General features: G+C 66.2%; 9 protein-coding genes and 1 tRNA gene. 6 read left to right on the top strand and 4 right to left on the bottom strand.

All coding sequences use genetic code 11. The annotated features are described in order from the left end of the window. The first annotated feature begins 8 nt into the window (after nt 1–8). The 3 genes from IAE41_RS04345 (at nt 9) to IAE41_RS04335 (ending at nt 1,949) form a co-directional block, all read left to right on the top strand. On the top strand, nt 9–434 hold the full coding sequence (locus IAE41_RS04345) for a glycosyltransferase (protein WP_234458291.1): 426 nt from the start codon (nt 9–11) through the stop codon (nt 432–434). 312 nt (nt 435–746) lie between these two features. Then, nucleotides 747–1,616, top strand: coding sequence for an alginate lyase family protein (locus IAE41_RS04340; RefSeq protein ID WP_200732223.1), 870 nt, complete (start codon nt 747–749; stop codon nt 1,614–1,616). 256 nt (nt 1,617–1,872) lie between these two features. Then, nucleotides 1,873–1,949, top strand: a tRNA-Arg gene (locus tag IAE41_RS04335). 94 nt (nt 1,950–2,043) lie between these two features. On the opposite strand, the gene IAE41_RS04330 is transcribed toward IAE41_RS04335, so the two are convergent. The 4 genes from IAE41_RS04330 to IAE41_RS04315 form a co-directional block, all read right to left on the bottom strand. Beyond that, a complete protein-coding gene (locus IAE41_RS04330; RefSeq protein ID WP_200732222.1) occupies nt 2,044–2,763 on the bottom strand; it encodes a DKNYY domain-containing protein in 720 nt (239 codons plus the stop codon). A gap of 117 nt (nt 2,764–2,880) precedes the next feature. Continuing rightward, nucleotides 2,881–4,236, bottom strand: a complete 1,356-nt coding sequence (locus IAE41_RS04325) for a Gfo/Idh/MocA family oxidoreductase (RefSeq protein ID WP_200732221.1) — start codon at nt 4,234–4,236, stop codon at nt 2,881–2,883. Between the two features lie 65 nt (nt 4,237–4,301). Further along, on the bottom strand, nt 4,302–7,277 hold the full coding sequence (locus IAE41_RS04320) for a TonB-dependent receptor (RefSeq protein WP_200732220.1): 2,976 nt from the start codon (nt 7,275–7,277) through the stop codon (nt 4,302–4,304). A gap of 132 nt (nt 7,278–7,409) precedes the next feature. Further along, nucleotides 7,410–10,769, bottom strand: a complete 3,360-nt coding sequence (locus IAE41_RS04315; RefSeq protein WP_200732219.1) for a TIM-barrel domain-containing protein — start codon at nt 10,767–10,769, stop codon at nt 7,410–7,412. A 323-nt stretch (nt 10,770–11,092) separates the two neighbouring features. On the opposite strand from IAE41_RS04315, the gene IAE41_RS04310 reads away from it, so the two are divergent. Genes IAE41_RS04310 through IAE41_RS04300 form a run of 3 tightly spaced genes read left to right on the top strand, consistent with a single transcriptional unit; the run spans nt 11,093 to nt 14,530 of the window. Next, nucleotides 11,093–12,247 (top strand): SIS domain-containing protein, encoded by a 1,155-nt coding sequence (locus IAE41_RS04310; RefSeq protein ID WP_200732218.1) that lies wholly within the window; start codon nt 11,093–11,095, stop codon nt 12,245–12,247. Beyond that, entirely contained in the window at nt 12,240–13,178 is a 939-nt protein-coding gene (locus IAE41_RS04305) for an ROK family protein (protein ID WP_200732217.1), read from the top strand. Before IAE41_RS04310 ends, IAE41_RS04305 begins: the two co-directional genes overlap by 8 nt. A gap of 17 nt (nt 13,179–13,195) precedes the next feature. Continuing rightward, nucleotides 13,196–14,530: a D-tagatose-bisphosphate aldolase, class II, non-catalytic subunit gene (locus IAE41_RS04300; RefSeq protein WP_200732216.1), complete on the top strand. Its 1,335-nt coding sequence runs from the start codon at nt 13,196–13,198 to the stop codon at nt 14,528–14,530. The last annotated feature ends 1 nt before the right edge of the window (nt 14,531 follow it).

Here is a 14,531-nt window from a genome sequence, read left to right as displayed (position 1 = left end):
TGGAAATGATGCAGGCTTGGGCGGATCAACATCCGGACACGGAAGTGGTTGTTCAGGCCGGTGAGCATAATTTCATTTCCTCCACAATGAAAGTTCACAAGTCGTTAGACCAACAAGCATTCATTAAGCTGATCGCTACCTGCGAGGTTTTCATTTCCCACGCGGGCATGGGCAACATTATTACTGCCCTTGAACTTGGTACGCCGCTCTTGATCGTTCCCCGCCGTGCCACCCTGGGCGAACATCGCAATGATCATCAGATGGATACGGCGGAGCGATTTGGCAAGTACCCTGGAGTAGCTGTGGCCACAGATTTGGCTGAGTTGATGGCTCAGGTGGATTCACTTCGAGATGGCTCTCGATCGGCGAGTGCAGGGGCCTCGCCAGAGAAGGAAAAGCTCTTGAACGCGGTCAGGAACTTTGTGTCAACCTGACTCGCCTGAGAGTTTTCGCGGTCTGAGTGGATTTCGAGAGGAGTCCACTCTAGCTGCCTACAGGCAAATTCGGCACTATTTGTCCTGCGATCACGATGCCAACAGGCAGCTGTAGACATTTTGCCAACAAGGCATGGGCTAAGCTAGCCATCTAGCTTTCAACTCAGAATGGCAACGCTCATGCGAATGCAGAGTTTGACACTTCTTCTAGCGCTTACGGCTCCCACAGTTTACGCAGCCACACCCGCCAGTAAATTCTCCTGCCCGAAGGTCGAAGTGTCCGCCGGAGATATGGGCATCAAGACCCGCTACATGGCAAAGCGAATTGATCCAACGTCTTCGACCTTGGATCCAGACGCCGTGGCAGCCCAGTCAGGAGTGCGTGAGGAGGTTAGTTATCCGGCAAAAAAAATCGTTAACCTCTCAATGCTCTATCGCAAGGGCCCGAGCAACGAGATCGCAAATTGCCTCACAACGCATCTCAATGCGTTAGCTGAAAGCAACTACCTTGAAGGCTCGGGTGAGTACAATATTCTTTACAAGAGTTGGATGATCTCAGCCATAAATTTTTCGCTTCTTGGATTGGAGGCTGATTCTCGATCCGCGCCTAAACTTCAGGATGCCAAATTCCGCACATGGCTTGGCACTCGGACACACGAAATAACGGCCTTCTTCAGGGAAAGTGGTTGCCATAATAATCACTGCTACTGGGCTGGTGTTGCCGCTGCGTCTTCCGCTCGCTACTTGAAGTCTGATGATCCTCTCCAATTCTCAAAGTGGGTTCTGCTTCAGTCTGAGAAAAATGTAAATGATTCTGGACAGTTGAGTGCAGAGGTAAGTAGAGGGACCATGGCATTTCACTACTCTGCATTCTCTATCGCAGCACTTCTGGTTCAGACCAGGCTTTGGAACCAGAATGACGCGTCAGTAGAGGCCTTTGTCAGCAAGCTTTCTGGTCGCTTCTGCTCCGACGCCCTGACGGGGTCAAGCGGCACTACGTTTGCAGGAATTCCTGCTCAGAATGTTAAAGGCGCCTCTCCTTACGTCTCGTTGATCACGGCTGCCGAACCAGAGAAATGTGGAGCACTGGCCAGCTCTTCGTCTGCTGATGCCAAGTCTTTCTTCTTCGGTTGGAACATGGACTACGTTCGCGGTCTCGTTACGGGTAAGAATGCTCCGTAGCAGCGCTAAGGCCTTGGATGTTTTCGCTCCAGAAATAGCATGCTGAGAGGATCAGGCTACCGTACTGTCAGTATCGGGCACTAGGCTGGTTTTGGCGCGAGGCTGGCCACGGCCATGCAACCGATTGCGCTTTGCTGCTCTGAGCAGGAGACATCGAAATTTTTTCTTCTCTAAGGTAGACTCCCTCATCCGCATCGCGCCATCGCGCTGCGCTGCGGCGCCACGGACGTTCATGGCGCCGCGACAGCTCAACAACGCGCTCGTAGCTCAGCCGGATAGAGTAGTGGCTTCCGAAGCCATTGGTCGGGGGTTCGAATCCCTCCGGGCGCGCCATCTTCCCCTGCTCACGTCTGCCCTTGCAGGCCCCCCCTTCCAGCAGGTCGCCCCCAGCAGCATCCCGGCTCCCAGAGCCCCACCGCCAGGCGCTTCAGCTGGCGGCACAGCGCCATGGCCGATCGCCCGCGCGTCGGCCCCAGTCACTCAAACCCATGCAGCGCCCGCACCCCGGCATCCTTCTCCACCAGATGCAGGGTGAACAACTGCGTCGCATCCCGCGACCAGCCCCCTTCCAGCCAGCGCCACGTCGCTGCATCCACCCGCGGCAGCTTCCGTTCCAGGTAGTAGACCCGGCTGCCATCACCCGAGAAGCACCCGTCCAGCAGCTGCCAACGCGCGCGATCCACACCGGGCAGCGGCTTCCCGTCGCAGTAGACGTTGCTGTCATCACCCCCTGCAGCAGGTCTCCGCGCAGGCAGTGCTTCATCCGCCTGCCGCAATGCCAGCCGCCCTGGTCATCGGCCCCGTAGCCGCCACCGAGATCGCGGAACGTCGTGCAATCCGCCCCGGCCAGCGCCTTCAGCGAGGTCTCGTACTCGAAGTAGACGGCATGGTCGTCCAGCCAGTACGCGCCGCACTGGCGGAAGCTGTCGCGGTCGATGGAGGTCTGCCGGGTCCACGCGTGGTAGACCGCATGCGCATCGCGCCCGATGAAGAAGTGCGCCGGAATGAACTCGAAGCTCGCTGCATCGGCCTTGCGCAGCAGCCGGCCCTGGTGGAACACCTGGCCCTCGTCGATGCGCCAGAATTCGATGCGAAACGGACCGAGGAAACGCTGGTCCGGCTGATCGCTGATCTTCTGCCATGGCATGGTGTGAGGCTCTGCCGGTGGTGAGGACGCTAGCGCTGGCAGCCGAGCGTGGGCTCGGCGCTACGCCGGATCAGGCGGCAACGCCGGGCATGGCCCGGCGCTACCGTGGGGCACAGATCAGTACTTGCCGTCGAAGGCGAAGATCGGCTTGCGCTGCTTCCACGCACCGGCGGTGAAATCCGGGAATTCCAGCGTCTGGAAGCCGTTGGCGATCGACTGCTCGGACAGCGGCGTGATCGCGCTCCAGGTCACCGCGTCATAGATGTCGATCGGCATCGGTGCCTTGGCCTTCAGCGCTTCCACGAAGGCGTGGATGACGAACCAGTCCATGCCGCCATGGCCGGCGCTGGCCGCGGTGTCGGCGTTCTGCTTCCACAGCGGGTGTTCGTACTGGTCCTGGTAGGTCTTGAACTCTTCCCACTGGTGCGGCGGGCTGCGGCCTTCGATGTGGATCGAATGGTTCACGTCCATCCACAGGCCCTTGGTGCCCTGCACGCGGAAGCCCATCGAGTACGGGCGCGGCAGCGAGGTGTCGTGCTGCAGCAGGATGGTCTCGCCGTTCTCGCAGGCCAGCGTGGTGGTCACGATGTCACCCAGCTTGAATGTGACCTTGGTGCTGGGGTGGGTGGTGCCACCGCTCTTTGCCACGGTGTAGTCGTGCAGGCCACGCGCCTTGCTGGCGAACGCGTTGATGTGGGTGAAGCGGTTGCCGCGGTTGATGCCGGTGTACATCGCGCACGGGCCGATGCCGTGGCTGGGGTACAGCTCGCCGTTGCGCTGCGCCGAATGCTCGGTGCGCCAGCGCGCTTCGCTCCAGCCCTTGGGGCCGAATTCCACGCCGCTGTCGTAGGGCTGGCTGGGATCGCCGGAATTGAACTTCACCCCGCGCAGGTCGTGCTGGTAGCCGGCCTGCAGGTGCACCAGTTCGCCGAACAGCCCCTGCCGCACCATCTGCAGCGCGGCCATCACGTCGCGGCGGTAGCAGACGTTTTCCAGCAGCATGTACGGCGTGCCGGTGTTGAGCTGGGTCTTCAGCACGTCCCAGTGGTCCTGCAGGGTGATGCCGGCCACCACTTCGCAGCCGACGGCCACGCCCGCCTGCATCGCGGCAATCGCCATCGGTGCGTGGTATTCCCACGGCGTGGCGATGACCACGCCATCGATGCCCTTCTGTTCCAGCAGGCGCTTCCACGCGTTGATGTCGCGGTCCTGGCCGTAGGTCTTCGGGGCGGCCTTGCCGGCCTTGGCCACCATGTCCACGGCGCGGCCCAGCATGATCGGTTCGATGTCGCACAGCGCGACCACCTCCACATCATCCCGGCGCACCAGCTCCTTCAGCAGCACCAGGCCGCGCATGCCGGTACCGATGAGGGCCAGGCGCACCTTGCGCCCTGCCGCCCAGGCGGGGGTCTGCGGCAGCAGGCTGCTGGCGGCGACGGCGGCACTGGCCGCGATGAATTCCCTACGCTTCATGGCAAACACTCTCCTCTTGAAGGTGCGCCGGCCCCGACCGGCGCACCAGGGTCACACGAACGGAATTACTTGAACCGGTAGCCGACGGTCACACTGTAGCCGCGGCCGAAGATGGTGGCGTAGTCGCTGGAATCGCCCAGGAAGCTGTTCGGATCGTAGAACGGCAGGCGATCGAACAGGTTCTTGACCGTGAAGCTGAGGTTCCAGGCATCATCCGGGCGCCAGGTGACGCTCAGGTTGGCGGTCCACCACGACGGCGCGCCATCACACTTGCTGGCCTCCAGCGCAAGGAAGCCGGCGGTGCAGGTGTCCTTGTTGTTGTCCACTTCGTCCACGCGGTCGCGGGCCCACTTGGTGCCGCCCACGTAGTTGACGAACATGCTGGTGGTGACCTGCTTGTAGGTCCAGTCGGCGTTGAGCGTGGCGCGCAGGCGCGGGTTGTTGTAGTAGCCCACCACGTCGCCGTAGTACCAGCCGCTTTCGTCATCCATGTAGTAGCGGTTGCGGTTGGCGATGGTGGCGGCCAGGCCCACGTTCAGCCCGCCCCATTCACCCAGCGAGAAGCGGCTGCGTGCATCCACGTCGAAGCCGTCGACCAGGGTCTTGCCGCGGTTCTTGTACTGGCCCACCACGCTGGCCACGTTGCCCACGCTGTAGCCGGGCAGCACGGCCGGGCAGCTCACGCCGCTGGCCGGGTCGGCGCACATCGCCGCCAGCTGGGCCAGGTTGGCGCGGTCGGCGTCGGTGATCGGCGAACGGCTGGAGGAGATGATGTCGGTGTCGCGGCTGAAATCCGGGGCGACGATCTCGTTGTTGCGGTAGATGAACCAGTAATCGGCCGACACCGACAGCCAGCTGGCCGGCTCGTAGACGAAGCCCAGGGTGGCGATCTTGGCCTTTTCCGGCTTCAGGTCCTGGTTGGGCTGGGTCATGCGGGCGACGGTGCGGCTGCAGTCGACGTTGGCCAGGCTCTTGCCCAGGTCCACGTCACCGGCACGCTGCGACTGCCGCAGCAGGTCGGCGATGGCGTTGGTCTCGGCGCAGCGCACCTCGTCGCGGTAACCGCCCAGCTGGGCGAACACACCACCACTGCCCGACTCGGCCAGGCTGGGCGCACGGAAGCCGGTGGAATAGGTGCCGCGCAGCATCAGCTGGTCGAAGGCCTGGTACTTGAAGCCGATCTTCGGCGCGACATTGGCGCTGAAGTTCGGGTACTTGTCCACGCGCACCGCCGCATCCAGTTCCAGCTTGTCGGTGATCGGTGCCACCGTTTCGGCGAACAGCGCATAGGTGTTGCGCGCACCGTCGAACCACGAACCACCCTGCTGGGTGATCAGGCCGGCGGCGGCATCGGGGTTGCCCGGGGTGTAGAAGGTTTCGCGGCTGGCATTGAAGCCGAAGGCCGCGCGCATCTCGCCGGCGGGCAGCTGGAACAGCGGGCCTTCGATCTTGCCGTCCAGGGTGTGCAGGCGGGTCCAGGACTGGATGTCGAAGGTCGGGAAAGCTTCGCGGATCAGCGCAGCGTTGGCCTCGCTGATCTCACCGAACTTGTACGCAGGGTGGTCGGAAATGATGACCCGGCCGGTACCCGGGTCCACCGAGTACGGGCCAAAGGCCTTCTCGAAGCCCTTCAGGTTGACGTTGATGGTCTGGTAGGTGGTGGAGTGCGTGCCTGCGGTGGCGAAGGCGGTTTCCCAGTTCCAGTCACCGACGTTGCCACGCGCACCGGTCAGCACGCGGTAGCTCTGGTCGGTGTTGCGCTGGCCGAAGTAGTTGGCGCCGGCATCCTGCAGCAGGTACTGCAGGCCGACCACGCCGCCCATCATCGCCTTCAGTTCGGGGCTGGCGTGGTTGTACTCGTTGTTCGGGCCCAGGTACGGGTACAGGAACTGGTTGACCGAGGTGCCGGTATCACGCGAGAACCAGCTGGTCGGGTTGCCGGTGGTGGTGCCGTAGGTGCGCGGCGTGCCGCCGTTGGCGCGCAGGTCGATGTCGGTGTAGGTGGCCTCGGCGAAGATCTCGGTGTTGTCGCCCACCAGGAAGGTGCCGTTGAGGTAGGCGGTGTTGCGCTCGGACTTGGCGCCGGCATCGATCTCGTTGTTCATCCACGTTTCCCAGACGCAGCTGGGGCCGGCGGCCTGGCCCTGCAGCACGTTCTGGCAGCCCGGTGCGGCTTCCTGCACGCGGCGGCCGGTCACCGGGTCGAAGGCGAAGTACGTGCCCGGGTTGAACTGGCCCGGCTTGCTGCCTACGCCCAGGCGCAGATTGGTCAGGTAGTTGGGGTTGTTGACGTAGTACTGGCTGGGGCGCTTGTCGTAGAAATCGCTGAGCGGAATCGCGTCGCGGCGGTACATGTTCACCGCGGCGTAGACGTTGAAGCGGTTCTCGGTGAGGTCACCGAAGCCGGCGGTGATGCTGGCCTGGCGCTCGCCGTAGGAATCGATGCGCGAGGAGGTGTCGTTGGTGAAGTTGATCTCCGCGCCCTGGAAGTTGCGCTTGGTGATCACGTTGATGACGCCGGCCACCGCATCGGTGCCGTACACCGCCGAGGCGCCGTCGGTCAGCACTTCCATGCGTTCGATGGCTGCCGCCGGGATCGCATCGATGTTGACGAACTGGGTCTGGAAGCCCGCCGGTGCGCCGTAGTACGAGAGGCGGCGGCCGTTCAGCAGCACCAGCGTGCCCTGTGCGCCGAGGCCACGCAGGTTGGCCTGCGAGGCGCCGTCCGAACCGGTGAACAGCGAGCGCGAATCCTGCTGCGCGGGCCGCGCGGCCGGCAGGTTGTCCAGCACCTGCAGCAGCGTGCGCGCACCCATGTTCTGGATGTCCTGCTTGCTGATCACCTGCACCGGCGATGCGGTTTCAACGTCGGTGCGGCGGATGTTGGAGCCGGTGACCTCGATGCGGGCCAGGTCGGTGGCATTGTCCTTGCTGTCCTGGGCGGCAGCAGGCAGGGCGATCGACAACAGCACGCCGGCGATGGCCAGCGACAGCGGAGCGATCGAGCGACAGGGGGGACGGGGGTGGCGTGCGGGCAACATCGGGGTTCTCTCCTGGCAGGGGTGCGGCGCGGGTGGGCGGCGCGAAAGCGATTGGCGGGCAAAACGCTCCCGGGCCACGGCTCGAAAGCCGTAGTCGGAATGGGCGGGGGGAGGAGCGGTGTTACGTGGGGGTCATGGGGCGACGATGCTGGCGGAGTCGCCCTCCTGGCCGATCAGCGCGGCATTGGCCCAGTTGGCGCAGACCTGGGCGGGTTGGCTGCCCTGCGCACCCAGCGTGCGCAGGCTCAGGGTGGAAAGACCACGGACGTCCAGTTCCGGCTTGACCACGCCGGGTGCCTTCACCAGGCCGCTGTCGTACAGCAGGCGGCCATCGCCCCAGACCTGGAACTGCAGGCCACCGGCGGCGCGGCAGGCGTCGTCGATGCCGAGATCGGCGCGCAGCAGGTTCCAGCCGCCCTGCAGGCGCAGGTCGATGCGGCTGTTGCCGGCCACGCCCAGGCCACGGCGGAACTGCAGGCCGTTCATGCGCAGGCCGGCGTCGCCACGGAAGGACTGGTCGGCGCGCACCTGGCTGGCCAGCGCGGCCGGCACCGGCAGCTCGGAGAGATACTGCTGCCGGGCCGGTCGCTCCGGTTCCTGGTGCTCAAGGATGTGGAAGGTGGACAGCGCGATCGGGCCGACATCGCGCGGCTGCAGTGCATCGAAGGCACGGGCGCTGCCCTGTGCGGCGGTGACCATCGGATCGGTGCTGCTGGCGCCGTCGCCTTCAGGGTTCTGCACGCTCAGCACGCGGAAGCGCAGCAGGCGGCCGGCATGGGCCGGGAAGTCGATGCGCTGCACGCCTTCCTTCAACTGCAGGCGGCCACGGGCGATCGGCTCGCCCCACTCGCCATTGCTGTCACCCAGGTACACCTCGTAGTCGCGTACCTGGCCGTGCTTCCAGTTCTTGTCGTTGCGCGGGGCGATCTCGATGCCGTCGATCATCTTCCGCTCGCCAAAGCCGACCACCCACTCGTGGGCACCGGTGCGCACGGCCTGGTTGCGCACGCTGCGGAACCAGGTGCCGGGGTCATCATCGAAGGCGTTTTCGAGTGCGTGGCCAGGTTCTTCGGCCGGACGATTGACCACCAGCAGGCTGTCGGCCGGCAGTTCGCGGCCCAGCACCGGCGCGGCCGGGAAGGCATCGTCGGCAGCCGCAGCGGCCACGGCGAAATCCAGCTGCAGCTGCAGCGGCTGGCGGATGTCCTGCGTGGCGGTACGCACATGCAGGGTGCCGCGGCGGTCCTTCGCATCGAAGTACCAGCCTTCGCTGGCGCTGTTGAACGCCGCCGCATCGGCCAGCGCCGGCAGCGCGCGGCCAGCGGCCTGTACCGCACGCGGCGCCTGCCGGCTGAGCACGCGCAGGCCGTAGCGGCGCTGCGTCAGCTGGCCGCTGTAGCTGCCCTGCACCGCGTCGATCTGCACCTGCACCGGGCCGCTGCCCTGCGCCGGGGCCTGCACGCGCACCACCTGCGTGCTCGATTCGCCCTTCTGGTAGCGGCGCGTGGTGCCGTCGTCTTCGTACAGCGTGTACTGCGCTTCGCCCTGCGGGTAGAGGTCGAAGGTCACTTCATCGAGGGGCTTCTCGCCGTCGAACAGCATCGACGGATACATCGGCAGGATCGCACCGGCGCGCACGAACACCGGCAGCGTGGCCAGGTCCACCTGGCGGTCGAGCTGGCGTCCCTCGGCCCCGGCCTGCACGCGGCGGCCATCCCAGTAGTCGATCCAGCCGCCGGCCGGCAGGTGGATGTCGCGGCGCCAGCCACGGCTGGCCGCCTGGCTGCGGTATACCGGCGCCACCAGCAGGTCGCGGCCAAGCAGGAACTGGTACTTGTAGGTTTCATCCTGCGCATGCGGGTCGCGCGGGTTGTCCCACATCAGGCCGCGCACCGGCGGTGCACCGGTCTGCGCGGCCTCGTGCACCAGCCCGTACATGTACGGGGTCAGGCGCATCTTCAACTTCAGGTAATCGCGGTTGATGCTGCGGTAGGGCTCGTCGTACCACCACGGGTGCTTGCGCGCGTTCGACGACCAGCCGCTCATGCCCATCAGCACCGGGGTGAACGCTTTCCACTGCAGGTCGCGGGTGAAGGTCTCGGCGCTGCCGCCGAAGATCGCATCGACGTCGCCGCTGGCGTAGGCCATGCCGGACAGGCCCGAGCCGACCAGGGTCGGCACGTGCCAGCGGATGTAATCCCAGCTGCTGCTCTGGTCGCCGGTCCAGGCCACCGCGTAGCGCTGGATGCCGGCCCAGCCCATGACCGTCCACAGGAACGGGCGCGAATCGGAGTTGTCGAGGATGCCGTTGAAGGCCTGGCGGTTGGCATCCATCGCGAACTGATAGCCCTTGCCGGTCCAGGCCACGTCCAGCTTCTGCACCCGGCTGCCGGCCTTGCCCACTTCCCAGGCGATCTTGTCGACGCCGTTCTCGGTCCACAGGCCGGTGCGGAAGCCGTACTTGGCCAGCCCCTGCACGGTCTCGGGCAGCTTCTGGTAGCCGCAGCCGTAGCCGTCGTTGGGCAGGATCCAGCCGCCGGGCATGTCATGTTCGCGGTACTGCCTGGCCACGCTGTCGATCACATCCGGCGTGGTGCCGGTCGGGCCGTCGCTCCAGCCTTCGGGCACGGTGCCGGGCTTCCGGCTGTTGTCGGCGTCGTTGTAGCAGTCGGCATCGCCGTAGGAGAGCGTCCAGCGCGCGACCATGTTCGGGCGGCCGGTCAGCTGGGTGTAGCGTTCGATCAGCTTCGGCAGGTCGGCACCGACGAAGTAGTAGGCATCGAAGCGGTCTTCGCGGTGCAGCAGGGTGGCCTGGTCGGGCTGGCGCAGGTCGTAGCTGCCATCGCTCCAAGTGTTGCGCAGCATGCCCCAGCCACGGCTGCTCAGCAGCATCGGCGCCGGGCTCGGGCGATCGCCTTCTTCCCAGCCGCCGGAGTAGGACACCTCCAGCTCGCGACCCTTGAACTGGTAGCGGCCGTTCTGCTGGCCGCCGCCGAAGTAGCCTTCATCGGCCTGCGAGGAGAGCACCTGCACGCTCTGCGTGGCATCCAGGTCCAGCGGCTGCAGTTCCTGCCACAGCGCGGTGGGCTGGCCGTTGTCCAGGCGCTCCAGGCGCAGGCGCAGCGGCTGCCGCTGCACGTGCAGCACCAGCGCGTCGGTGCGCACGCGGATCTCCTGCGCATCTTCTTCCAGCTGCGCCCGCACGTTCGCCTTGGGCTGCGGCAGCACGATCGGCGCGGCCTTGTCACCGGCCCCGGTCAGCGTGCCCTTGCGGCCAGCCTGCACGCGGAGGATGTCCGCGGCCGGCAGTTCGATGCGGATGCGCGCGCCGCTGTCGGTCTGCAGGTCCCAGCCATGCACGCCGTCGCGGCTGCCACTGGCGCTGACCGAACGCAGGTTGCCGACCGGCTCGGCCTGGGCCGATGTCGCTGCCAGCATCATGGCGGGCAACAGGGCCAGCAGCAGCGGCGAGCGACGAATGCGGTTCTCCACACGAACTCCCAACCCGTTCACCGGGCGTTTCGAAAGCAGTTGCGGCCGACTCTAGGGCAGGGATTCGAAAGATGTCAATAAACTGAAAGGAAAAAGGAAGATATATTTGATAGAAACGAAAGTTGTTGCATCGCAATACTTTGTGTAAGCGCTTGCAACCCCCTGTTAAGCATTGTGCGATACGGCATTCGGCCGGTTCTTGCGTTTCTGGATCTACCTGTTCACGAGCAAGCTGCGTCAAGCCATTTCTTTCTTTTTGCTTTCGATGTTTGACATTTCGAAAGAAAACACTGATGGTGCGCTGGCCCAACTGGAACCTCCGAATGGACGTCACCCTGCTTTCCGATGTGTCCGCCTGGCAGCGCCGGGGCGGAGCCGATACCGCTACCGAAATCGCCCAGCAGCCGGCGCTGTGGGAAGCCCTTGCGCAGGACCTGTCGCGTGCCCGCGACCGCCTGCAGGCCTTCCTCGGCGACAGCCTCAACGATCCCAACCAGCGCGTGCTGTTCACCGGCGCAGGCAGCTCCGGCTTCATCGCCGAAATGGTGGCCGATGCGATCAACGCGCAGTGGCCGGCCGAGGTGCGCGTGGTGCATACCACCAGCCTGCTGACCCACCCGGCGCTGTACCTGCAGCGCGACCGCCCCACCCTGCTGGTGTCGTTCGGCCGCAGCGGCTCCAGCCCGGAAAGCGTGGCTGCGGTCGACCGCGTGCGCGCCGACGTGGCCGACGCCCGTTTCCTCGATATCACCTGCAATGCCGACGGCGAACTGGCCCGCCGTGGTGCCGGCCGCAGCGATACCCTCACCCTGCTGATGCCTTCGGCCAGCTGCGACCGTGCCTTTGCCATGACCAGCAGCCTGACCTGCATGCTGCTGGCTGCGCTGACCGTATTCGACCGCTCGCCGTGGGAGGCGCGCAGCGCACGCCTGAAGCAGATTGCCGCGCTGGGCCGCGAAGGCCTGGCACAGTGGGATGCACCGGTCGCGGCACTGGCGCAGCGCCCGTTCAACCGGGTGATCTACCTGGCCAGCGGACCGCTGGAAGCGCTGGCCCGCGAGTGCGCGCTGAAGGTGCTGGAACTGACCGCTGGCCGCGTGCTGGCGCTGGCCAACACCCCGCTGGGTTTCCGCCACGGCCCCAAGTCCACGCTGGATGGCGACACCCTGGTGGTGGTGCTGCGCAGCGTGCAGCCGCTGGCACGCCGCTACGAGCAGGACCTGCTGGAAGAACTGCGCCGCGACGGCGTGGCCGGGCAGGTGCTGGCGATCGGCCCGCATGCGGATATCGGCGCGGACGACGAGTACACGCTGGCCGTGCCGGCACTGGACGACCCGTGGCTGGCGCCGGTGTGGCTGGGCTTCGCCCAGTTGTTCGCGCTGCAGCGCTCGGCCGCGCTGGGCCTGACCCCGGACAATCCGTTCCCGGACGGCACCGTCAACCGCGTCGTCCAGGGCGTCACCATCCACCATGGCTGAGCTGATCGCCCACGCCTGCTACGGCATCGACATCGGCGGCACCAAGATCGAGCTGGTGGCGTGCGATGCGGCGATGCAGGTCACCTGGCGCCGCCGCGTGGCGACGCCGCAGGGCGACTACGCCGGTTTCCTGCAGGCCGTCATTGCACTGGTGGCCGAGGCCGATGCCACGCTGGGGCGCAGTGACGCCGCCATCGGCATCGCCCTGCCCGGCGTGCGCGACCGCCGCAGTGGCCGCCAGCTCAGCGCGAACGTGCCGGCGTTGACCGGCCAGTGCGTGGCGCAGGACCTGCAGGCACAGCTGGCGCGTCCGCTGCACTTCGGTAATGACCTGCAGTGCTTCGCGTTGTCCGAGGCGCACGGTGGCGCCGCCGATGGCTACCCCAGCATGTTCGGCGCCATCCTCGGCACCGGTGCCGGTGGTGGCTTCTGCCTGCAGGGCCGCCTGCTGACCGGCTTCAACGGCCTGGCCGGCGAATGGGGCCACTGGAGCGTGCCCGGCCACCTGCTGCAGCGCCACGGCCTGCCCCTGCTGGACTGCGGCTGCGGCCTGCAGGGCTGCGTGGAGCGCTACGTGTCCGGAAGCGGCGTGGCGATGATCGAACGCCATCTTGGCGGCAGCGCGCGCGATGCCAGCGCGGTGATCGCCCTGGCCGAGGCCGGCGATGCACGCGCCCGCCAGGCACTGGACATCCACCGCGACCTGCTCGGCCACAGCCTGGCCGCGCTGGTGCTGGCGCTGGACCCGCACGTGATCGTGCTCGGCGGCGGCCTTTCGCAGTACGCGCCGCTGTACCAGCTGCTGCCCGCCGCCGTTGCCGCGCATCTGTTCAACGGCGCGCAGGTGCCGCCCATCGTGCCGCCGCGCTTCGGCGATGCCGGTGGTGCGCGCGGTGCCGCGCTGCTGGCCTGCCAACCCTCGTTTTCCTGATCGACCGGAGCCTGACCATGTCCCCGCTGCAGACCCTGCTTGCCTCCCACCGCGCCGGTGCCAACGTCGGCCTGTACAGCGTCTGCTGCAGCAACGAACAGGTGCTGCGCGCGGCCATGCATGTGGCGCTGGCGCACGGCACCGTGCTGCTGGTCGAAGCCACGTCCAACCAGGTCGACCAGTTTGGCGGCTACACCGGCATGACCCCGCCGCAGTACCGCGACTACGTCGGCACCCTCGCCGATGAAGAAGGCTTCCCGCGCGAGCGGCTGATCCTCGGTGGCGACCACCTTGGCCCGAACGCCTGGCAGAAGCGCCCGGCCGCCGAAGCCATGACCCATGCGCGCGTGCTGATCGAGGCCTACGTGGCCGCCGGCTTCCACAAGATCCACCTGGACTGCAGCATGTCCTGCGCCGATGACCCGGTGCCGCTGCCCGATGCGATCGTCGCCGCACGTTCGGCCGAGTTGGCCGAGATCGCCGAGCGCACCGCCGCCGGGCACGGCCTGCCGCCGCCGGTCTATGTCATCGGCACCGAAGTGCCGGTGCCCGGTGGCGAAGCCTCGCTGGCCGGCGGCCTGCAGGTGACCACGCCAGCCGCCGCCGCGCAGACGCTGGCCATCCACCAGCACGCCTTCGATACGCCGCAGCTGCGCGATGCGTGGCAGCGGGTGATCGCGATGGTGGTGCAGCCGGGCGTGGATTTCGACCACAGCAGCGTGCACGAGTACGACCCCGCGGCAGCCGATGCGCTGGCCGGTTTCCTCGAACAGCAGCCGCGCATCGTGTTCGAAGCGCATTCCACCGATTACCAGCGCGAAAGCGGCCTGCACGCGCTGGTGCGCGACCACTTCGCCATCCTCAAGGTGGGCCCGGCGGCGACCTTCGCCTACCGCGAGGCGCTGTTCGCGCTGGCCGCCATCGAGGCCGACCTGCTGCCAGCGGCGCAGTGCTCGCGCCTGCCGCAGGTGCTGGATGAGGTGATGCAGGCGCAGCCGAAGTACTGGCAGCCCTACTACCAGGGCGACGAAGCCGAACTGCGCCTGCTGCGCCGCTTCTCCTTCAGCGACCGCTGCCGCTACTACTGGGGCGACCCGGCGCTGCTGCAGGCGGTGCAGACCCTGTTCGCCAACCTGGAACGGCAGGCGCCGCCGCTGGTCCTGCTCAGCCAGTACCTGCCCGAGCAGTACCGCGCCGTGCGCGAGGGCCAGCTGGCCAACACCCCCAGCGCGCTGGTGCAGCACCGCATCGGCCAGTGCCTGGGCGAGTACGCGCGCGCCTGCAGCGCCAACCAGGCGGGCACCCGCAAGCAGAACGCAAGTTCGGCTGCCTCCGTTCTTGCGAACGGCTAAT

Origin of the sequence: Stenotrophomonas sp. S39, assembly GCF_016624665.1 — a bacterium.
Taxonomy (GTDB): domain Bacteria; phylum Pseudomonadota; class Gammaproteobacteria; order Xanthomonadales; family Xanthomonadaceae; genus Stenotrophomonas.
Note: the sequence above shows the minus strand (reverse complement) of the source record. Positions and strands in the feature narration are given on the sequence as shown.